This window comes from Paenarthrobacter aurescens, from assembly GCF_025421775.1.
In the GTDB taxonomy this organism is placed as follows: Bacteria; Actinomycetota; Actinomycetes; order Actinomycetales; family Micrococcaceae; genus Arthrobacter; species Arthrobacter aurescens_B.
The window spans coordinates 403491-423098 of record NZ_JAOEFX010000002.1; the positions used below are offsets into that span (position 1 = coordinate 403491).

Consider the following 19608-nt stretch of genomic DNA (forward strand, 5'->3'; position numbering starts at 1 on the left):
CCGCTGGCCTAAATGGGAAGTGCTGGCGTTATTCGAGGTTTGTCCGCGTTGACTGTTGCTCTCCGGGGATGGTGCACAGATCCGGCTTCCCGGTATATGTTCAAACGCAATACAAAGTAGGCTGTCACCACGGCGATGCAACGAGCAGCGATTTACGCCCGCATATCTGAGGATAGGACTGGTGCGGGCTTGGGTATTCAGCGTCAGCTTGAGGACTGCCGGGCGCTCGCAGAGGCACACGGACTGACGGTTGTTCAGGAGTTCACGGACAACGACACGAGCGCCTACTCAGGCAAGCCGCGCCCCGGCTATCAGAAAATGCTGTCGGCCATGGAGGCCGGTGATGTTGACGTGGTGTTGGCATGGCACACTGACAGGCTTCACCGCAGCAACCTTGAGCTTGAGGAGTACATCACGTACTCCGAAGAGATACCCACGGAAACGGTCAAGGCTGGCAAGCTCGACCTGTCCACGCCCTCGGGACGTATGACGGCCCGCATTCTTGGCGCAGTCGCTCGGCAGGAGTCGGAGCACAAGGCGGAGCGCATCCAGCGCAAGGCGCAAGAGCTTGCTCATGCTGGAAAATGGACTGGCGGCAGTCGCCCGTTTGGCTGGCAGTTCGAGGACGGTAGGCCGGTCATAGTTGAGGCTGAGGCGGCGATCATCCGAGAGGCACACCGGCATGTACTGGCCGGTCTGTCGCTCGGGTCCTTTATAGAAAGCCTCGCCGAGCGCGGAATCAAGACCGCGCGGGGTGGCTCCTGGTCTTATGCGACGCTGCGCCAAATGCTGATGCGCCCCCGTAACGCGGGCCTTGCGGAGTGGAAGGGCGAGATCGTCGGAGCTTCCGAGTTCCCGGCGATTGAGGAGCGTCACATTTGGGAGGCCACCTGCAACGTGCTGAAGGACCCAGCGCGGCGACGCTCCACCACAAATAGGGTCAAGTATCTGCTGGCGGGCATTGCGCTTTGCGAGTGCACGCGTCCTGTGAAGTCCGGTCAGACCACAGACCGTCATGGCGTCAAGCACATGATTTACCGCTGTTCTGAGCGCGGACCCGGCTACGTCAATAAGCGAATTAAGTACGTGGACGCGTTGGCAGAGCATGAGATTCTGTCGCACATGGCATTCATTGCAGCGCTGTCGCCAGCCGTGGAGGTGGAAACTGCGAGGCTGGGCGAACTCAAGACGAGCGAGACCGCCTATCGCGAGAAATTGAACGAGGCTGCCCGGTTGTTCGCGACCGACGTTATCAACAGCGAACAGTTCGCGATCATGAACCGAGAACTCAAAGCCAAGCTGGCGGGAGTTTCGGCGGAGCTGACTCAGCTCTCAACCGCTGGTGCAAAGAGTCAGTTGATCGAGCTATCAGAAATGCCGCAGTGGTCGGAGGAGTCCGACACCACAAAAGAGTGGCGCGGCTGGAGCTTGGAGCGTAAGCGCGCGTGGATTCGGGAACACGTGAACATCATCCTGCACCGTCATTTCCGTGGCAGCGCTCGCGTGTTCGATCCGGCGACGGTCCAGCTTTCGATCAAAGGTGTCGAGACGCCAGCAGAAGCTGTGGCGCGCTGGCGGACACTCCATTTTTAAGGCCCTCAAATCTGCCGGGGGTACCGAACCATCCCGACGTCTCCGATAGGCGCTAATTGCCCCTCACCGGGACGCTTTTAGAGGGTGCCGGTAGAGACGACGAAACCCCCGGCGCTGGCCGGGGGTCTGTTGTTTCGTACGTATTTCTAGGCGCTGGCTCTTTCGTTGAGTCCAAGCGCGTCCATCCTCCGATAGAGCGTAGCCCTGGACATCCCCATGTCCTCAGCTACGCGCTTTGCTGGCTCGCCGGACTGGATCAGCCGGTGAGCGTTCTTGATCTGACGATCTGAGAACGTCTGCTTACGTCCGCCCAAGTCCTTGCCAGCCGCGCGGCGCTTGCTCACGCTATCCGTGATGCGCTCGCGTTTGATCTCAAGCTCCATCTGTCCAAGTGCGGCCATGACCGTGAAGATCATGGCCCCCATTGGGGTGCTGGTGTCCATCACGCTGCCGCCCAAGTTGAGCACGCGGAGTCCCGCGCCCCTGTCCTTGATTTCCTCGGCTAGCTTGAGCATATTCATCGTGAAGCGCCCCAAGCGATCCAGCGTGGTGACAACCAGAGTGTCGCCGTCATGCAGAGCCTCCAAGGCTCTGTCCAGCGCTACGCGGGATGCCTTTGCTCCGCTCACGCCGTGATCAACGTACAGATCATCTCGCCGTACGCCAGCGGCGAGTAGGTCAATCTCTTGCCTGTCGGTCTCTTGGGCCTTGGTGGAAACTCGTGCGTAGCCGATCAGCTTCGCCATGGTGGAACTCCTAACTAAGTGTCTCGCAACAGTGTTTGCCTACCTCCAAATTAACAAGTACTTGCGAGACATACAAGCGAGACACTTTGTGAGTGCTGTGGATGGGTGATGGTGTCTCGCAAGGAGGGTGTCTTAAATCCCTTGGATTGCGAGACGCGGATATGCTGGCGTCCATGATCACGGTTGAGGGCGCTAAGCTGCTGGCTGCTTTAATCCCGGTCCTAGTTTTGATCCTTGCCGTCGAGCGTCGTGCGATGGGGCCAGCGCAGCGGCCCGTCTACTTCATGGGCTGGGTCTGGTTCTGGATCCTTGGCGTTCTCCAGTTCCTTGGTATCGCAGGGTCCATCATTGGACTGATGCCGCTCTTCTTGGCGGTGAACGAGAACCGCAATGTTGATACCGACTGGGCAGTGATCGTCCTTCTCTGCAGTGCCGTGTTGGTAATCGCCGTGGCCTTGGTTGCTATGGAGCTTGCGATGCGGGCATACCTTGGGGGCGAACTCATGGACGTCGGTGCCAGGCTCCAACGCGAGAGGCGAGTGGATGCCTACCTCACGGAACGCGCTCGCCGTGCGCGCAAGATCGCGGTCCGCCGTCTGGCTGCAAGGGGGAGGGGGAGGGAACCCCTGAAGGTACCTGTCCGCCCCCGGTAGCGATAGCGCCTCCCTACGCGTACGGGTTAGGAAGTCGACGGTTAAAGAGAGTGGAGCCCCGCGCTGTGAGGCGCGAGGCTCCTAAGATCCGGGCTAAGGCTCAGCCTTCCACGTACCCGTGTCCGGGTCGTAGGTTTCAATGAAGGGGTGAGGGTGATCGGGGGAGCCCCAACTAAAGCGCTGCTCTCCGTCGGTGTACTCGTATTTGCGCCGCCTGGTCATTACTTGCCCCTGCCTTTCTGGGCAAGAGCGCTGGCGGCGGCTGTTTTGGCAGCCTTGCTTGCGCTCGGACTCCGCAATACCTTGCTTGCGGCGGTAGCAGCTTTGCTGCTGGTTTGGCGAGTGTTCCTCGATGCCATGTTCGTTTCCAATCAGGCAAGACGGCGCAACTCTCAGACAGAGGACACGCCGATTCATTTGAATCGGCGCACCCTATGCCTGTAGGGTACTTTTCATATCCCGGTCAAAAGATATGCCTAGACCCCAGTTACGCAAGAACGCCGTCCCGGCCGCATTGTTACGGCTGGGGTTCTTTGCTTGCCACCACTAATCTTATCCGGCGGGTCCGACGCAAGCCCACTCGATGGAGCAACCGAATCCCAACCGTGTAACTAACCCACTGGCCGTCCACAGGACACGCTACGCGAAACCCTTGATTTCCCGCGGTTGTACGCTAGTCTTTCCACAGGGTGTGGACTACTTAGTCACATTAATTCTCCGGCGTGTCGAATTCTTCGGCGTGTCGGATTTCGCCATACCTGTTTGCGCAGAGACAACACTCGGTGTCCGCTAGGCACTTTCGTCCAATTCGCTTAGCTGCTCGCGGAGGTCGGCAAGCATCTCCTGCGGGGTTCGAAGGTCGGGCACGCGCCGAGGCTTCGCACTCGGAAGATCATTCTCAACGGCCCAAACGATCATGCTCAGTATGTTGGGCGTAATCCTCGTGTGCAGCCAGAAATCTTTCTCCTCCGCAGCGGCTCGCTGGTGCATCAAGCTGATGTTGTTGGTGTTGGTGATCGGCCAGACGTGATCTGGCCTTACGCAATTGTTGACATTGCATATGTGATCAAGGACCAACCTCGGAGCGTGGCCGCCGCGAAACCAGACGTAGGCGAAGCGGTGAGCCAGCCATTGCCCCCCAGTCGTACTGAACAGTCCATAGCCTTTGGCGTTGGTCGTCCCCGTCCATAGCCAACAGCCGGTCACAGGGTCGGCGCTAATCTGGCTCCTGAACTTCCGACGGGTTTCGGTCCGGGCCTCCTCGCTTCGCTGGGAGAGCGCCAGCCTCTCATGTGGGCGGCAGTGGTAGTGGGCTACTGCCACGCGATTACAGCCGTCGGCACGGCACACCGACTGGACTCGGTACCACTGTTGGTAATGCGTGCCGCAACGGCGCTGCGCCTTGATCGGCTTGCCGCAATTGACAGGCCTTCCGGACCCATCCTGCGCGCAAGTTTTCCTGGCCTTGCCTGCCTTGTTGCTCTGTATCGCTTTTTTCGCTCGTGGGGCTGGCCGTAGCCCCGCATCCCCCGGCATATCGGCGGGGTTTTTAGTCGGGTCTGGAGTCCTGTCTGTGACGCCTGGGTTATATATGGTGCTGGTGGTTTGGGTTGTGGTCCGGGTGTGGCCGTCGGAGCTCCAGGCGGAGACGCGGCGGGTGTTGGCAGAAATGGTGATGCTCCCACGTAGGCCGTCGCCGATGAGGCAGACGGCATGGAAAATGGAGCGCCCTTTCGACGGGCGCGATGGGAATCTGAGTCGGGGACTCGACGAGTGGGCGACTCCGGCATGGGCGGGTCGGCTCTCTTTAACTCGCTTCCAGCCTACATATAGTGCAAGCGCTGTTTCGAACGAATGGCGATTTGTCAAATCGACCTCCACAATCATGTCATTCAATCCACCGGTCGTCCACAGGTAACCGTCCATGAAATGTCCGTAATTGCCGATAACTCGCGGTGAATTCCACAACAGGCTCGGTGGCGACCCGGGCCATGCGCCCGGCGTGTCGCACGCTGCGAGCATGAAGGCGCGCCATGTTCAGGCGGACGCTGAGGGCATGCTCTCGTAGGAATGAAAAAATCGGCACTGGGAACCGCTTGTTGTACGACTTGACGGTTGCGGAGCATGGATGTTACAGTGTTAACCAGATGCACAACCGCATCTTAGGCAACCAGCCCTCGGGGCCAGTTGCGACGAAACGGCCTCTGGCCACTTTCTAAGGAACTAAATTGACTACTACATCAGTAACGCCCGCCGAGGCGTTCAGCACTTTTGGAACTCCGCTTCAGGGGCGTGACATTGCGCTCCTCGGAGTCTTGGATCCCTACAACGAAGCTTCAGCGGCCATGACACCGGCGGCGATGAAGAGGCTGTTCTTCATTAGCAACTTCGAAGACACCGACCCGGAGTCCCCGGCTCTCGACCGCCATGGATACCAGCGTCAACCGATGAGTGACCGGATTCCCAAAATCCGGGACTACTACCTGAAGCGCGAACCCGCCACGCGGACAACCCCCATCATCCTGTCGGTCCGCCTCAAGGGTGAAGCGGCAATCGATCGCTTTCTTGAGCTCTTCGCGGCTGGCGACATTGATCGGATTCTGAGCGAGTTTGATGAGCCCGTACTGTCCGTTGTGGACGGGCAGCACCGCTACCTTGGCCTGGTCCGGGCATGGGAAAAGGATTCGTCGTTCTGCCCGTTGGTGCCGGTGAGCCTGTACTTCGGTTTGGACTTCAACCAGGAAGCTACGTTCTTCGACGTCATCAATACAGAGCAGAAGAAGCTTCCGAAAGCGCTGATCGAAATTACCAAAGCGGACGCAGTGGAGTTGGGATTCACGACACACGCGCAGCGTATTCGCCTCATTGCCACCATGCTCGCGCGGCATGAAGACTCGGTATGGCATGGGCAGGTCAACCTGACGGGGGCACGCGACCCCAACAAACCTGTGACATTCGAGGGTCTGCGCCGCTCCTCTGCTTCGATGTTTCCTAGCGAGCTGCTGGGAAGGCTTGAGGCGGCGGACAGGGATGTTGATGGAGTGGCGCGTACGTACTGGGGTCTGGTAGCCGAGGCCTGCGCTGAGGCTTGGACCGGAGAGACTCGCGTTCGTATCAACGAGGATGGGGAAGAAGTTGAATACGCCCCTAAATACCGCATCAAAGAGCTTGTCGGTGTCGCGTCGCTGGCGAAGCTTGGCAAGGACATAATCAGCAGCGCGCTGGAGGCCCCCAATTTTGAGGAGCGCATGCGGAGTCTCGTTAGCTCGCTAGGGGCGGTGGACTGGGAAAAGGTCAACCTTGAGAATAATGAACGGAACCCCTGGATGGCGTCACAGGCTGGATTCGCTGGCCAGGCAGATCTGTACAAGACGCTTTACAGCTGGGTCTATTCAAACAAGAAGCCGCAAGTCCAATAACCGTAAGTAGATCGCTAAGAGGCCAGGAGCAATGTGCTCCTGGCCTCTCTGCGTCCAACTGGCACTATGCATTGCGTTTTAACTCATCTCGGGCTTGCCAGATATGTAACCGCTGCAGCGGCTAGAGCCTTACTCCCCGCCTCGTGCCCGCTTCAAATCCTTCCGCAACCCCCGATTGTCTTCCCGGAGCCCTTCGTTGTCTTCCGTCAGCCCCCGGTTCTCGGCCTCCAACTCCAGCACTCGCTTCACGCCGGCCAGGTTCAGCCCTTCATCCAGAAGCACCCCGATCCGTCGCAGCGTCGCCAGGTTCCGTTCGCTGTAACGGCGAGTGCCGCCGTCGGTCCGTTCCGGGGTGAGCAGGCCCTTGCGTTCGTACAACCGAAGGTTCTGCTGGCCGGTGCCCACGAGGTCAGCTGCTACGGAGATCGCGTAGACACCCAGCGCGTCGCGCTCGCCCCCGTCCCGTTCGCCAGTAGACGCAGAGCCGCCGCCCGGCGCAGACGCGACCAATCCGCCGTCGTGCTCCTCCGCAGCAGAACCCGCCATCAAGAACCTCCGAAAATCTTCGAAAAACCTACTTGCACCACACTCTCGCCGGTGTTATAAAAAATCTATACCAGCCACCACAGATCAGGAAGAGCTGGCACAACAACAGAATCAGCATCAAGACCAGAGGAGTGAGAACAAAATGCTGATGCGCACTGACCCGTTCCGCGAATTCGACAGGCTCGCCCAACAGGTTTTTGGCACAACAGCACGCCCTGCCGGCATGCCCATGGATGCCTGGCAGGAGGGCGAGGAGTTTGTCGTTGCCTTTGATTTGCCTGGTGTGAGCCCCGACTCCGTCGACCTCGACGTCGAGCGCAACGTCCTCACCGTCAAGGCAGAACGGAAGTCGCCGGTGGGCGAGAACTCGGAGATGATCGCCGCCGAGCGGCCGCAAGGCGTCTTCAGCCGGCAACTGATCCTGGGCGACACCCTGGACACCGACGGCGTCAAGGCCAGCTATGACGCGGGCGTGCTGACACTCCGCATCCCCGTCGCCGAGAAGGCAAAGCCGCGCCGCATCGAAATCACATCCAACGGACAACGGCAAGAGATCAACGCCTGACCCGTCCGCCCTGTCGGAAGGCTCACCCGGGGGTGGTCAACCGGCAGGGCGCCGATCGGGAACAGGCGCCGACCGGGAACAACGGAGGCGGCCGCATCGGAAAAGTTGGGCGCAGGCTTCGCGCCACGTCACCGCGTTTCTTAGCGCACATGAAAGCGGCCCCCGCCCGTCGTCTCCCGATTGATGGCCCCCGGTTCACGCCGGGGGCCATCCCCAAGTCCGCTGCAGGAAACCGGAACCAGCCGTGAGCGATCAACCTGACCACTACGCCACTTTGCACGTGCCGCCCGACGCGACGGCCCGCGACATCACCCGCGCCTACCGCGCGCTGCTCCGGACCCATCACCCGGACACACGTCAAAAGGTCGACGACGGCGGCACCACCTCCGCGGCCGACCTCAAGGAATTGCACGACATCATGCAGGCGTACGTCGTTTTGTCGGACCCAGGAAAGCGGGCGGCTTACGATCGTGAGCGGCGGAGCGGCGGGCCCACGCGAACGCCTGGAACGTCTGGAACGCCGGTGACGGTACGGGTCCAACGACATGAACCGGCAGGCAGCAGGGAAACCAAGCCGCCCCTGTCTTTCGGACCAACCCACTGGGAGCCTTCATCCCGAACCCTGAGAACACCGAGGAGCCATTCATGAGTGCTTGGCGTCCGTACGACGGCCACATCATTCCCGCGTTCTACGAACGATTCGAGAAGCGCTGGGGGAGAGGGACAGCACCGTTCCTCGACCCCGAAGTCCACGAGCAACCCATGCCACGGGCCCAGTGGATCAACCCGGACACGGGCGCGGCGGTAGCTGTTGTCCCCATCTGGACCGACGACCCCGAGCACAGGTCCTTCGGCGTCTTCTACCTGCCACCCGCCGGCGATATCTGGATGCTCCGCCCCGGCCCCACCACATTCCTGGAACCCAGTGCCGGATCCACTAAAGAGCAGGTGACGCTCCGCAACGATGCCTTCAAGAAGGCCGTCAACCACGCCAAGGAGTTCATCTACGGCCCGCAGCTGTAGCGAGCGCTGAGGGGATCTTGGCCGCTTGATTGTTCGCCAACATGATCACTTGACTTGGGGCATATCCAACTGAACCGAGGAGCATGGCTCTGCAGCTTGCTGCCCATCAAGAAACTGAAATGGCAGGAGGGCGAGAACAACACTGTCAGTGGGGAAGGAAGAGACTTTGCCGCCATCCTCAAGTGGCTCGGCAGTAGGGCTTCGTGAGGCGACGATGGTTTGATTGTCGCGTGTTCCCAGAACCCAAACGGGTTGAGAAGTCCCAGGATTAGAAAGTTGCTGCAGGCATGCCGGTGCCGGGTAGTTAGCTCGCGCGAATTCCTGGGTCCCTTGAAGCCGAAGGTTGTATCCAGCGTTTAGTTCAGTTTGGACGACGGTAAGCAGACACAGCAGCACGGTGGAGGCGGTAACGATACGCATGAAAAACAACAGCGAGCTACCACTCTGCTTGCCTACCCATACAAGTAACCACGACAAGGCAGCTGTGGCCGTCAGAGCAAGAAGTCCGGGGGTAAAAGAAAAGACTTGAGTCCACTCTATGGCGCTGACGAGGGGGCCAGCACCAACACCCTCCAAATAGGCCCACACCGGAAGCCGTGTAAACAGTGTCAGTGCTATTGCTGCCGTGCCTAGGTTGAGGGCCAATCGCGGTAGGGCTCGGCCGTTCAGTAGCCAATGAGCAGCCACTAGACGGGACACGAACCAGGCCAACGCCAGTCCGCCCGCCAACCAAGTTGCGGCTGCCAGACCTCCAGGCAAGCCCGCAGCAATTGACATACTGACCCACAGGATCCTCCCTACGAAGTAGCTCACTCCAGCCCCAGCCAGCAAACTGAAAACGGTTTGGATCTTCAGGTATGTTTTCGTGCCACTATCTGCCTTTGAGTCCTTGCCTGGCCAAGACCAGCCAGCAGCCTCGCGGGGCTTCTTCGGAAGAGGGAAGCGAATAATGACTTCGGATCCTTTGAACGCCCCAAACGGTACAACAGCCCAAAGTGCCGCGACGTAGATGAAACCACAAAACAATGTCCAGGCAAGAATCAGAATGTACGATTCCGCTGCAGACCACGATTCCTCAGGGAACCAGGACAGCAATCCATCCATGGCAGGGAGACCAGGAAGGGCAGTTTTTGTTGATTCGGTCCTGAAGAAGCCTAGAAGTAGGAGGACTATGAAGCCGGCCGCGAACCTCCAGTCGGGATTCTTGGCAGAACTTTGTCGAGCTAGGCGAGACGCTGCATTGGAAGGTCTAAGATCGCCGTCAGGGAAGGACTGGCGCACTTGTTGCAGGACGGGGCCATGCTCGCCGTAGATATAAAGAGGGCTCTTGTCCAACGGATCTGGACTTGAGTCGCCACTCCCTCTGTCCACCACCCATCTCGGCATCTGCCCGTAGTCAGGCTTCACGAAAGTTGGTTCAAGGACAACGGGAGCGTTGGGGATACTGGACAGAACTGTTCGGAGTTCATGAATGAACCGCTCTCGGGTGGCTGGGCCGACGACACGAGGGCCTGTCCGAACCAACGTCATACGGAAGTCGGATTCCCATGTGCTGGCATCCTCGATGACCCAGCCAGCGTTCACGACCACGGTCGCAATAGGTTCGCGGAAGCCCGATGAGGTGAATTTCACCTCGACGACCAGCGAACCGTAACCGTTGAGTTTGGCGTAGAGCCGTTCCCCAAGCGAGCCACCAAGAACGGAACCAACCTTGTTGTACCTTGTAGTCCACGCTGACAATCGATTTGCTCCTAAGTCTGACGGGGCCGATGCAGTGTCGTCCCTCTAACTTGAGTGAGCTGCTGTAGCAATAAGTGACGGGGGAATGGTTTTCGACCCGTTGTGCGCATCACAGGTCAGAACAACACTGACCGCCCCGGAACCAGGCCACCCGGCGTCGTGGGTTCCTATCGCGAGGGGCTGGCTCTCGGCACTAAACGGGCCCCAAAGTCCAGAGAAGTCGCCCCTCGGCGGAAGGCGCGGAACAAAGCAAAAAGAAGGCTGGTGCAGCCTATGAAGAGAATCCCAAGGCGGCTGCACCAGCTGCTAGTACGACTTTCTGTTATGAGTTTTGACACCTATCCATTGGCCGCTCCTAGTTCCCGGCTTCGATTGTTTCCGGGCCTTTCAAAGTCTGTGCAGGTGGGGCGGAGCTGAGGGGGTGGCTGAGGGCTCCGTGCCCCGGGAGAACACCTCCCATCTTACGGCGGCTCGCAGGAAAAAGCGCTGGAATTCGCGGTATTTCAGGGGCGCCTGCGGGGTGTCAGCTACCTGCCGTGGCACGATAGATCACGATGAAACTGCGCGCTGATCAGACCGGAAACCGTGGCCTCCCGATGCCCCTTTGGCTACAGGGTGGTTTGGAGTCGGCGCAGGCAGCCTTCATTTCAGCAATCGTTGTGGTGCTGCCTCTGGTGGGGGTGTGGGCTACGGATGGGTTCCAGGACCGGAACGTCGACTCTCTGGCCCGTTTGGGCGGCCAGGCTTGGCTGCTGATCCACGGTGTTCCGCTGGAGCTGGCGCAGGTCAATATAGGTACTGCGGGCCAGCCGGGCTCGGGCCTGTTGTCACTCATTCCTTTGGGCCTGACGCTCATCCCGTTCCTGCTTGCGTGGCGGGCCGGGCGCCGCCTGGCCCGGGCTTCATACACGGACCAACTGTGGCAGGCATTCTTTGGCGCATTCGTTGTCTACGCGGCTTTCGGTGCAGCTACCGGTTTCGTGTGCCGCACCTCCGAAGTGGTCATCAACCTCTGGCTTGCCATGACCATTCCGCTGATTTCGTTCGGCCTGGGCATGATCGTTGGCGCCCGACGCGAGGCCGGCTCGTGGAGCCGGTTGATTGGCGTCGACGCCGTAGCCTGGCTTGCGAAGACCAGCCAACACTCGCGCTGGGCGGGCTCATACGTCGGCTCGGCGTTGAAAGCCGGATTCGTCGCCGCAATGGCCGCCGTCTGCCTCGCCGCAGTGCTGCTGGCAGTGACCATCGTGTGGCATTGGACGGACATCATCGCCGTGTACGAAGGCATCCAGGCCGGCGCGCTGGGCGGCGCCGTCCTCACCATCGCGCAGCTTGGCTTCCTGCCGAACCTCGTGATCTTCGCCCTGGCGTGGTCCTCCGGCGCGGGCTTCTCGCTCGGCGTGGGTTCCACGGCGGGTCCGCTTGGTACCGCCGTCGGACCGCTCCCGGCCGTCCCGGTCCTTGGGGCCCTTCCCGCAGGTCAGCTCGACGCCGGGGCCATGGCCCTCGCGCTTCCCGTCGTTGCCGGAATCCTTGCGGGCTGGTGGTTCCTGCGCGAAGGCGAAAACCACTTCGACGAGTGGCTGTCCATCAAGATCAAAGCCCGTTGGTTCACAGCCACCGTCTCAACGCTGTTCCTGGGCGCTTTCATCGGCGCTGTTGCCGGTCTGCTGGGCGCTGCCTTGGCATGGATCGCGCGGGGTTCAGCCGGTATTGGCCGGCTCACGGAAATCGGACCCCACCCGCTGTGGACGGCAGTCTGGTTGGCCGTGGAAGTGGGCATCGGCGTCGTGATTGGCTACGCAGTGGGGCCGTGGCTGGAACGCCGCCAGAAGCTGCGCGAGGCGAACCTCGACGAAGTAGCGTACGACGACGAACACGCCTAGGCGGGTCAGGTCCGGTTAGCGCCGGGCTACCGCAGGGAAATAGCTACCGCAGCGACCCCGGCATCGAGTCCTCAAGCTGCGTCATGCACTGCGTTTTGGCGGATTCGGTCAGCGCCCCGCGCGAACAATCCTGGTACGTACTGACCTGCTGGAAGAACAACACCGATGTCAGGATGAGCAGGCACATCACCGCCGTGACGATCAGGCCCGAGATTGTCCCGAATAACATGAGCCGCGGGTGCTTGTACTTCAGCGTCCGCACCAGAACCACCACACCCAGCACCAGACCCGCGATGGTCAGAATGGCACTCAGCCACACGTAATTCACGTTCAGGGAGAACACGAAGAACGCGCCCAAAGCCGTCAGAAGGAATGCGCGGAACAGGATTTGGGTCACGCCGAGGGCGGACTTTTCGGCCTCGGAGCGGGGTTGCTGGCTCGGCTTGGGACCGACGTCGGGATTCATGTTTTCCAGCCTACGCGAGCCGCCCATAAGCTAGTGCAATGCGCATTGTTGTCCTCGTCTCCGGTACAGGTTCCAATCTTCAGGCAGTCATCGACGCCGTGAAGTCGGGTGAACTGGATGTCGAGATCGCCGCTGTGGGGGCCGACCGTCCTGATACCTACGGCGTGGAACGCTCCGACGAGGCCGGCTTTGAGACCTTCGTGGTCAACTTCAACTCGTTCGAAACCCGGGCGGAGTGGGACGCTGCCCTGCGGGACAAGGTCCTTTCCTACCAGCCGGACGTCGTGGTGTCCTCCGGTTTCATGCGGATCGTCAGCGAGGACTTCATCAACGCTTTCGGCGGCAAGTACGTCAACACCCACCCCGCGCTGCTCCCATCCTTCCCTGGCGCCCACGGCGTGCGGGACGCGATCGCGTACGGTGTGAAGGTCACGGGCTGCACCGTCCACTGGGCCGACGCCGGCGTGGACACCGGCCCCATCATTGCCCAGGAAGCCGTCACCGTGCTTCCGGAGGATTCCGAGGAATCCCTGCACGAGCGCATCAAGGTAGTGGAGCGCCGCCTGCTGGTCCAGACTCTCGCAGACCTCGCCGCCGCACCCAAGTAAGGACACTTACTCGAGGTCGCGCTGCTTCGTTTCAGGGGCGAAGAACGCCATCCACAGCACGGACAACAGCACCAGGCCACCTGCCATGGCGAACGACTGCGCCAACCCGAACTCCGGCCAGAAGAACGAGGCAAACACCAAGGGCCCAAAGCCTGCCCCGATGCGGGAGAACGTCGAAGCCCAGCCGAAGCCCGAGCCGCGAAGTTCGGTCGGGTACAGCTCGGACACATACGCATAAAGCACAGGGATGGCCACCTGGACCACGAACCCGAACACCAGAAGCCAGAACACGGCCGCCGAGGGAACGTCCACCACGAACGCCACGATCACCAACGTCAGCGCTGACAGCGGACCGGTGATGGCCAGGATCCACTTGCGGCCCACCCGCTCCACCAGCAGCGCTGCGACCACCACGCCCAAGAGTCCGACGGCGGCCATGCTCGCCGTCGTGACGAACGCCTTGTACTCCTCAAACCCGGCGCCGATGAGAATTCGGGGCATCCACGTGAGCGACAAGTAGTAGACCAACAGGATGCTGAAGAACAGGGCCCAGGCAGCAGTGGTGATCTTCCAGTTGAACTGCCAAATCCCCCGCAGTTGGGCCCACGCGCTTCCGGGGGAGAGGCGCGGAGCGGCCTGCGGTTCGGGCAGGCTGTACGCCCGCGGCGAAGCACCCGTTGCCTCGACCAAGCCATCGATGACCGCCGCCGCCTCTGCCCGGCGACCCGCGCGGATCAGGAACAGCGGGGACTCCGGAACACTGCGCCGGACCCAGAAGACAAGGAACGCGGGCAGCACCATGATCAGCATCGTGAGCCGCCAGTCGCCAAAGGCAGCCACGAGCCCGGCGGAAATGAAGCCACAGAGCGCGGCGCCGATCGGCCACCATCCGTCCATGGCTGTGAGCACCTTGCCGCGTTGCTTCCGTGGCGTGAATTCTCCCACCAGTGCGTAGTCCACGGGGATGCAGCCGCCCAGGCCGAAGCCGGCCATGAAGCGGAAGATGCAGAACCACACGATGTCCGGCGCAAACGCACCGAGGACCGTGAAGATGCTGAAAATCAGGAGGGTGGCAGTGAACGCTTTCTTACGCCCGATGGTGTCCGCGATGGTGCCCCACGCGAACGCACCCACAGCCATGCCGATCAAGTTGGCTGTGCCGATCCACGCGGCGTCCGCCGGCTGCAGCGACCAGTGCTTGGACAGCAGCGGAATCAGGATGCCGTTGAGTGTGACATCCCAAGCGTCGAACATGAACCCGAGCCCGCCGATGATGAAGATCCTGCCTTGGACCTTCCACCGCCACGGCAGTTCCTGCACAACTTGTTCGCCGCTGGGCACGGCTGTGTATGTATTCATTTGCCCTCCTGCATGCAACTTTATGCGCTGGGCACAGCACCCCGGTCCGCGTGAACGCCGTGAGGGTTACTTCTGGTTTTCGATCGCCCTCCGCAGGAACCCGCCGGCTTCTTCCAATGCGCCTTTGGCCTGCGAAGCCTCGATGCCGGTCAGCAGCACCAGGATGGCCGCCTTCACCGAACCGCCCACCGAATCCAACGCGGCAGCGGCTTCATGGGCATCAACGCCGGTTGCGTGCTGAACGGTGCGCTGCGATCGGGCCAGGAGCTTTTCGTTCGTGGCGCGCAAGTCCACCATGAGGTTGCCGTACGTCTTGCCGAGCTTCACCATCACCAGCGTGCTGATCATGTTGAGGACAAGTTTCTGGGCGGTGCCCGAGTTGAGCCGGGTGGATCCGGCAATGAACTCCGGCCCCACCACAACCTCGATCGCGGCATCCGCAAGATGACTCACGGCAGAGCCCTTGTTGCACGCCAGCGACGCCGTAAACGCACCCCGCTTGCGGGCTTCTTCCAACGCACCGATCACGTACGGCGTCCGCCCCGAGGCCGTAATGCCCACGACGGCGTCCGCTTCGGTCACGTTGATATCGTGCAGGTCGCGCGCGCCGGCAGTTGCGTTGTCCTCGGCATATTCCACCGGTTTCTGGATCGCCTGGACTCCGCCTGCAATGAGTCCGACGACGAGTCCCGGCGGGGTGCCGAACGTTGGCGGGCATTCGCTTGCGTCGAGCACACCCAGTCGCCCGGCCGTCCCGGCTCCCACGTACAGGAGGCGACCACCGCGCTGGAGCCGCTCCGCAACGGCGTCGACGGTTTGTACGATCGCGGGGCTCGCAGCCTCAACGGCAGCGTGTACTCCTGCACTGTGGGAAAGCATGGCGGCCACGAGTTCTTCCGTGCCCAGGATGTCCAGATTGTCCAAGCCCTCGGCCGTGGCTTCGGTCGCCAACCCGGCGAGTTCCGTGCGCAGGCCCGCAAGTTTGTCGGCGTCAGTCGGGCCAGTTTGTTCCGTCACGGTGGATGTACCTTTCCTGGATGAGCCCGCGGCGCGTCGCAGCGAGGGCAGCACCGTCCAAGCCATCGCCCAGCGGGGCCACCACCTCAATCCCAGCCGAAGCGAGGGACTTCCGCAAGAGCCCGGCGAAGAAGTCCGATCCCACCACTCCGCCGAGCATCGCCACGCGGGGTGTGCCGCCCTCGTCGCCGCTGGACGCGAGCTTCACGGTGTGGGTCAGAATGCGGCACGCCTCGCCGATGATGTCATGTGCGACGGCGTCACCCGCCTCCGCTGCGTGCAGAACCAGCGGCGCGAAACGGGCCATCGCCCGGTAGGGGTTCTCGTTGGCCGCGAGCCAGCCCGGCAGCATCTCGGGCGACTCCACCAGTGCGCCGGCCGCAGCAGACAACGACGTGGCAGGGCCGCCGTCGTGCGCTTCAAGAACCGCTTGAAGACCCTGCTGGCCGATCCAGCGGCCGCTGCCGCGATCGCCAAGATAGGGTCCCCAGCCGTCGGCGCGGTGCAGGACGCCGGCTTCGTCGAAACGGAAGGCCACCGCGCCGGTCCCCACGATGAGCGTTGTGCCCGGGGCGCCCTGAAGTGCACCGAGCTGGGCGGCCGTGGCATCGGAGAGGACGGCTGCCGGGACGCTGAATCTCTGGGACAGCATGGTGGCGAGTTCCTGCGACTTCTCGGCGGACGCTTCAACACCGGCCACGGCGGCCCCGATGCCGGTCAAGGTGCTGACAGGGAGGCCGGGCGGCAATTGGCTGACCGTCTCAAGGAGGAGGTCGAAAGCAAGGGTTGGTCCGTTCTCCACGTGCACTCCGGGGAAGCCGTGCTGGTCGGCGGCAGCCAGCAACTCCGTACCGCTGCGCAACTCGACGCGGCAGCGGCTCTTCCCTACATCGGCAACAAGTACGACATCGTTGGGCGCTTCCATGGATCAACCCTATGTTGCACGACGCAAAACCGGACCAACCACGAAACACGATAAACTCTCCGTATCCCCACACCCGCGATACCACCCGCGACATCTACGCGAACTAAGACGGAGACTTTTGTGAGCTTGACGCAGCTTGACCGTGTTCCCATCCGCCGTGCACTGATCTCGGTTTACGACAAGACGGGACTGGAGGAGCTCGCGAAGGGCCTGCACGCAGCCGGCGTCGCCATTGTTTCCACCGGCTCCACCGCCAAGAAGATCGCCGCCGCAGGCATCCCGGTCAAGGAAGTCGAAGAAGTCACCGGCTCCCCGGAAATGCTGGACGGCCGCGTCAAGACCCTGCACCCGCGCGTGCACGGCGGCATCCTGGCCGACCGTCGCGTCCCTGCACACATGGACACCCTCGCCGGCATGGAGATCGAAACCTTCGACCTCGTGGTGGTGAACCTCTACCCGTTCGTCGAGACCGTGAAGTCCGGCGCAGCGCAGGACGACGTTGTTGAGCAGATCGACATCGGAGGCCCCGCCATGGTGCGTTCGGCCGCGAAGAACCACGCCGCCGTCGCCATCGTCACGGACCCGCAATTCTACGGCGCAGTTGTCGACGCCGCTGCCCACGGCGGCTTCGACCTGAACACCCGTCGCCGCCTGGCCGCCAAGGCCTTCGCGCACACGGCAAGCTACGACAACGCTGTTGCCACTTGGACCGCCAGCCAGTTCCTGGACGAAGACGGCGACGGCATCATCGACTGGCCCGCCTACGCCGGTCTCGCACTGGAGCGTTCCGAGGTCCTCCGCTACGGCGAAAACCCGCACCAGCAGGCTGCTCTGTACGTGGACAAGGCTGCCCCGGCCGGCATCGCCCAGGCCGACCAGCTGCACGGCAAGGCCATGAGCTACAACAACTTCGTCGACGCCGATGCAGCCCTCCGCGCTGCCTTCGACTTCGCAGAGCCTGCCGTTGCGATCATCAAGCACGCCAACCCGTGTGGTGTCGCTGTTGGTTCCGCCGACGCTGCCGACCCGATCGCCGATGCCCACGCCAAGGCCCACGCCTGCGACCCCGTCTCCGCGTTCGGTGGCGTCATCGCCGCGAACCGCACGGTGACCGCCGGAATGGCACAGACCGTTGCCGGCATCTTCACTGAGGTTGTCATCGCACCGGACTTCGAGCCGGAAGCCGTGGAGATCCTCTCCAAGAAGAAGAACATCCGCCTCCTCGCCCTGCCCGAGGGCTACGGCCGCTACCCGGCCGAAATGCGCCAGGTTTCCGGCGGTGTCCTGGTCCAGATGAGCGACAAGGTGGACGCCGACGGCGACAACCCCGCCAACTGGACCCTCGCTGCCGGCGAAGCCGCTGACGAAGCAACCCTCGCGGACCTGGCCTTCGCTTGGACCGCCTGCCGCGCTGCCAAGTCCAACGCCATCCTGCTCGCGAACCACGGCGCCGCTGTGGGCATCGGCATGGGCCAGGTCAACCGCCTGGACTCCTGCCGCCTGGCCGTCGAACGCGCCAACACGCTGGGCGTGCAGGTAGAGTCCGACGTCGAAGGTGCCGGCGGCGCGTCCAACACCAGCGCTGCCAACGCACCTGAGCGCGCACGCGGTGCCGTTGCGGCCTCCGACGCGTTCTTCCCGTTCGCTGACGGACTGCAGATCCTGATCGACGCCGGCGTCCGCGCCGTCGTCCAGCCCGGCGGTTCGGTCCGCGACGAGGAAGTCATCGCCGCAGCCAACGCTGCCGGCATCACGATGTACTTCACGGGCGCACGCCACTTCTTCCACTAGAAGAGGAGCCCGCCAGGGCCCAAGCACCACAACGAACGGCGGCCGCCCCCGGGAGGGGACGGCCGCCGTCGTGCTTTATCCGCACATACTTAACAGGGACGTGCGTGGCGATTCAGTACTTTTACGAGGCCGCTGCTGCGGTGTTGTACGTGGACTGGATCACGGTGCCCCAGTACGGGCCGTACATGGTGGTGGAGTTGCTGCCGTATCCGTAGCTGTTCACGGAGTTCTGGTAGCCGGAAGAGCTGGTGCCGATGAACCACGGACCGCCCGAGGACCCACCGGTCATGTTGCAGGGGATTCCCTGGCTGTTGAACTGCGGGTTGTAGGGATCGTTGGTGGCCTTGCCGGAGCAGCTCTTGAGCGATTCACCGTTGAAGGGCGAGCCTGCCGGGTAGCCGAAGGCCTTGTAGCTCAGGCCGCGGGCGGCGTTGAACTGGACGCCGGAGGAACCTACGACGTCGGCGAGCTTCTGGCCGTTGAGGGTGTTCATGACAGCGAAAGCGGTGTCGTACTGCATGTTGCCGTTGGAGGCCCACTGGGTGGGGGCGTACAGCGCCTTTGCCGTCCACTTCCCGTAGGGTGCTGCGCCGTTGAGGTAGGCCGGTACGAACACGAAGTTGGTGGCGTAAGCGCCGGGGCCTTCGTTGAGGCAGTGTCCGGCAGTGGAAACGGTGCTCTTGTTGGCTGCGGTGACGGAGTTGCCGGAGCAGACGTAGTTGGAGCCGCCCAGTGTGAAGAAGATCTTGCCGATGTGCTTGACCGGCGTTTCACTCTGGTTGACCTTGCGGTCGATGGTCTTGGATTCGGTGGTGGCCTGCTGGCCGGCGATGCTGCTGACGGCGCCCGGGGCTTCGGTGACCGGGGCCTTGCCGAGGTTGAGGAGCTTGCCGCGGTCCAGTGCCTTGGCGGCAAGGATCTCGCCGGACTGGGCCGTCTGCATGCGTTCCGGTGTCCAGTAGTCTGCAGCGCCGGTGTCCGACACTACGTGGCTGCTGACCGCAGCGCCGCTGGAGTCTGTGGTGTTGACCGGAGCAGCGTTGGCGCTGGTGGTTCCAACCAGCGCCAGGATTGCGGCAGCGGACAGACTCAGCAGGCTTGTGGCCAGGGTCTTGGTTTTTGTCACGTTGTTCCTACCTATCGAGGGAGTGAGGCGGCCAGTGATGGCGACCGCCGACTGACGGAATTGAAGGTATCGAACGTATGACAAGTTTGTAAAGAGATGTTTCATAGTTTGTGATAATTTGCTGTCACTTCCTCGTCAAGTGGCG

17 protein-coding genes are annotated in these 19608 nt (G+C 61.9%); 9 read left to right on the forward strand and 8 right to left on the reverse strand.

Going from position 1 to position 19608, the window contains the following annotated elements; translation table 11 throughout:
* Positions 1-135 precede the first annotated feature (135 nt).
* Positions 136-1593, forward strand: coding sequence for a recombinase family protein (locus N7568_RS05180; protein WP_261608830.1), 1458 nt, complete (start codon positions 136-138; stop codon positions 1591-1593).
* Positions 1594-1739: 146 nt separating this feature from the next.
* Here the strand turns inward: N7568_RS05180 and N7568_RS05185 are convergent, their stop codons facing one another.
* Complete coding sequence (locus tag N7568_RS05185) at positions 1740-2339, reverse strand: recombinase family protein (RefSeq protein ID WP_261608831.1); 600 nt, start codon at positions 2337-2339, stop codon at positions 1740-1742.
* Positions 2340-2512: 173 nt separating this feature from the next.
* On the opposite strand from N7568_RS05185, the gene N7568_RS05190 reads away from it, so the two are divergent.
* Together N7568_RS05190 and N7568_RS05195 are read left to right on the forward strand one after the other, a co-directional pair.
* The gene (locus N7568_RS05190; protein ID WP_261608832.1) at positions 2513-2992 is read left to right on the forward strand and encodes a hypothetical protein; all 480 of its coding nucleotides are present in this window, start codon (positions 2513-2515) and stop codon (positions 2990-2992) included.
* A 2228-nt stretch (positions 2993-5220) separates the two neighbouring features.
* A complete protein-coding gene (locus tag N7568_RS05195; protein ID WP_261608833.1) occupies positions 5221-6411 on the forward strand; it encodes a DGQHR domain-containing protein in 1191 nt (396 codons plus the stop codon).
* Positions 6412-6540: 129 nt separating this feature from the next.
* On the opposite strand, the gene N7568_RS05200 is transcribed toward N7568_RS05195, so the two are convergent.
* Entirely contained in the window at positions 6541-6957 is a 417-nt protein-coding gene (locus tag N7568_RS05200) for a MerR family transcriptional regulator (protein ID WP_306422594.1), read from the reverse strand.
* A 142-nt stretch (positions 6958-7099) separates the two neighbouring features.
* Here N7568_RS05200 and N7568_RS05205 point away from each other — a divergent pair, with 142 nt between their 5' ends.
* From N7568_RS05205 to N7568_RS05215, 3 genes are all read left to right on the forward strand, one after another.
* A complete protein-coding gene (locus tag N7568_RS05205; protein ID WP_261608834.1) occupies positions 7100-7522 on the forward strand; it encodes an Hsp20/alpha crystallin family protein in 423 nt (140 codons plus the stop codon).
* Positions 7523-7766: 244 nt separating this feature from the next.
* Complete coding sequence (locus tag N7568_RS05210; RefSeq protein WP_261608835.1) at positions 7767-8171, forward strand: J domain-containing protein; 405 nt, start codon at positions 7767-7769, stop codon at positions 8169-8171.
* Positions 8168-8545, forward strand: coding sequence for a hypothetical protein (locus tag N7568_RS05215; RefSeq protein ID WP_261608836.1), 378 nt, complete (start codon positions 8168-8170; stop codon positions 8543-8545). The genes N7568_RS05210 and N7568_RS05215 overlap by 4 nt, the downstream gene beginning before the upstream one ends.
* A 45-nt stretch (positions 8546-8590) precedes the next feature.
* Here N7568_RS05215 and N7568_RS05220 read toward each other — a convergent pair whose 3' ends face one another.
* Positions 8591-10285, reverse strand: a complete 1695-nt coding sequence (locus N7568_RS05220) for a hypothetical protein (protein ID WP_261608837.1) — start codon at positions 10283-10285, stop codon at positions 8591-8593.
* 554 nt (positions 10286-10839) lie between these two features.
* Here N7568_RS05220 and N7568_RS05225 point away from each other — a divergent pair.
* Positions 10840-12171 carry a cell division protein PerM gene (locus tag N7568_RS05225; protein WP_261608838.1) on the forward strand — a complete coding sequence of 444 codons (1332 nt, stop codon included), beginning with the start codon at positions 10840-10842 and terminating at the stop codon, positions 12169-12171.
* Positions 12172-12214: 43 nt separating this feature from the next.
* On the opposite strand, the gene N7568_RS05230 is transcribed toward N7568_RS05225, so the two are convergent.
* Entirely contained in the window at positions 12215-12664 is a 450-nt protein-coding gene (locus N7568_RS05230) for a hypothetical protein (protein WP_261608839.1), read from the reverse strand.
* Between the two features lie 11 nt (positions 12665-12675).
* Between N7568_RS05230 and purN the strand changes: the two genes are divergently transcribed.
* Complete coding sequence (gene purN / locus N7568_RS05235; protein ID WP_261608840.1) at positions 12676-13245, forward strand: phosphoribosylglycinamide formyltransferase; 570 nt, start codon at positions 12676-12678, stop codon at positions 13243-13245.
* Positions 13246-13251: 6 nt separating this feature from the next.
* Here the strand turns inward: purN and N7568_RS05240 are convergent, their stop codons facing one another.
* The 3 genes from N7568_RS05240 to N7568_RS05250 all read right to left on the reverse strand — a co-directional run bounded on the left by N7568_RS05240 (position 13252) and on the right by N7568_RS05250 (position 16546).
* Positions 13252-14604, reverse strand: coding sequence for an MFS transporter (locus N7568_RS05240; RefSeq protein WP_261608841.1), 1353 nt, complete (start codon positions 14602-14604; stop codon positions 13252-13254).
* A 66-nt stretch (positions 14605-14670) separates the two neighbouring features.
* Positions 14671-15621, reverse strand: coding sequence for an N-acetylmuramic acid 6-phosphate etherase (gene murQ / locus N7568_RS05245; RefSeq protein WP_261608842.1), 951 nt, complete (start codon positions 15619-15621; stop codon positions 14671-14673).
* On the reverse strand, positions 15596-16546 hold the full coding sequence (locus tag N7568_RS05250; RefSeq protein WP_261608843.1) for an N-acetylglucosamine kinase: 951 nt from the start codon (positions 16544-16546) through the stop codon (positions 15596-15598). Before N7568_RS05250 ends, murQ begins: the two co-directional genes overlap by 26 nt.
* A gap of 120 nt (positions 16547-16666) precedes the next feature.
* On the opposite strand from N7568_RS05250, the gene purH reads away from it, so the two are divergent.
* A complete protein-coding gene (gene purH, locus N7568_RS05255; protein ID WP_261608844.1) occupies positions 16667-18337 on the forward strand; it encodes a bifunctional phosphoribosylaminoimidazolecarboxamide formyltransferase/IMP cyclohydrolase in 1671 nt (556 codons plus the stop codon).
* A 121-nt stretch (positions 18338-18458) separates the two neighbouring features.
* Here the strand turns inward: purH and N7568_RS05260 are convergent, their stop codons facing one another.
* On the reverse strand, positions 18459-19568 hold the full coding sequence (locus N7568_RS05260; RefSeq protein WP_261608845.1) for a trypsin-like serine peptidase: 1110 nt from the start codon (positions 19566-19568) through the stop codon (positions 18459-18461).
* Positions 19569-19608: the final 40 nt, after the last annotated feature.

Excerpts from the sequence above, each read along its gene's own strand:
- N7568_RS05225 (WP_261608838.1), top strand. The coding sequence starts at position 10,840 with ATGAAACTGCGCGCTGATCAGACCGGAAACCGTGGCCTCCCGATGCCC.
- N7568_RS05185 (WP_261608831.1), bottom strand. The coding sequence starts at position 2,339 with ATGGCGAAGCTGATCGGCTACGCACGAGTTTCCACCAAGGCCCAAGAG.
- N7568_RS05190 (WP_261608832.1), top strand. The coding sequence starts at position 2,513 with ATGATCACGGTTGAGGGCGCTAAGCTGCTGGCTGCTTTAATCCCGGTC.
- N7568_RS05200 (WP_306422594.1), bottom strand. The coding sequence starts at position 6,957 with ATGGCGGGTTCTGCTGCGGAGGAGCACGACGGCGGATTGGTCGCGTCT.
- N7568_RS05215 (WP_261608836.1), top strand. The coding sequence starts at position 8,168 with ATGAGTGCTTGGCGTCCGTACGACGGCCACATCATTCCCGCGTTCTAC.
- N7568_RS05180 (WP_261608830.1), top strand. The coding sequence starts at position 136 with ATGCAACGAGCAGCGATTTACGCCCGCATATCTGAGGATAGGACTGGT.
- purN (WP_261608840.1), top strand. The coding sequence starts at position 12,676 with ATGCGCATTGTTGTCCTCGTCTCCGGTACAGGTTCCAATCTTCAGGCA.
- N7568_RS05240 (WP_261608841.1), bottom strand. The coding sequence starts at position 14,604 with ATGAATACATACACAGCCGTGCCCAGCGGCGAACAAGTTGTGCAGGAA.
- N7568_RS05205 (WP_261608834.1), top strand. The coding sequence starts at position 7,100 with ATGCTGATGCGCACTGACCCGTTCCGCGAATTCGACAGGCTCGCCCAA.
- N7568_RS05260 (WP_261608845.1), bottom strand. The coding sequence starts at position 19,568 with ATGAAACATCTCTTTACAAACTTGTCATACGTTCGATACCTTCAATTC.
- N7568_RS05230 (WP_261608839.1), bottom strand. The coding sequence starts at position 12,664 with ATGGGCGGCTCGCGTAGGCTGGAAAACATGAATCCCGACGTCGGTCCC.
- N7568_RS05250 (WP_261608843.1), bottom strand. The coding sequence starts at position 16,546 with ATGGAAGCGCCCAACGATGTCGTACTTGTTGCCGATGTAGGGAAGAGC.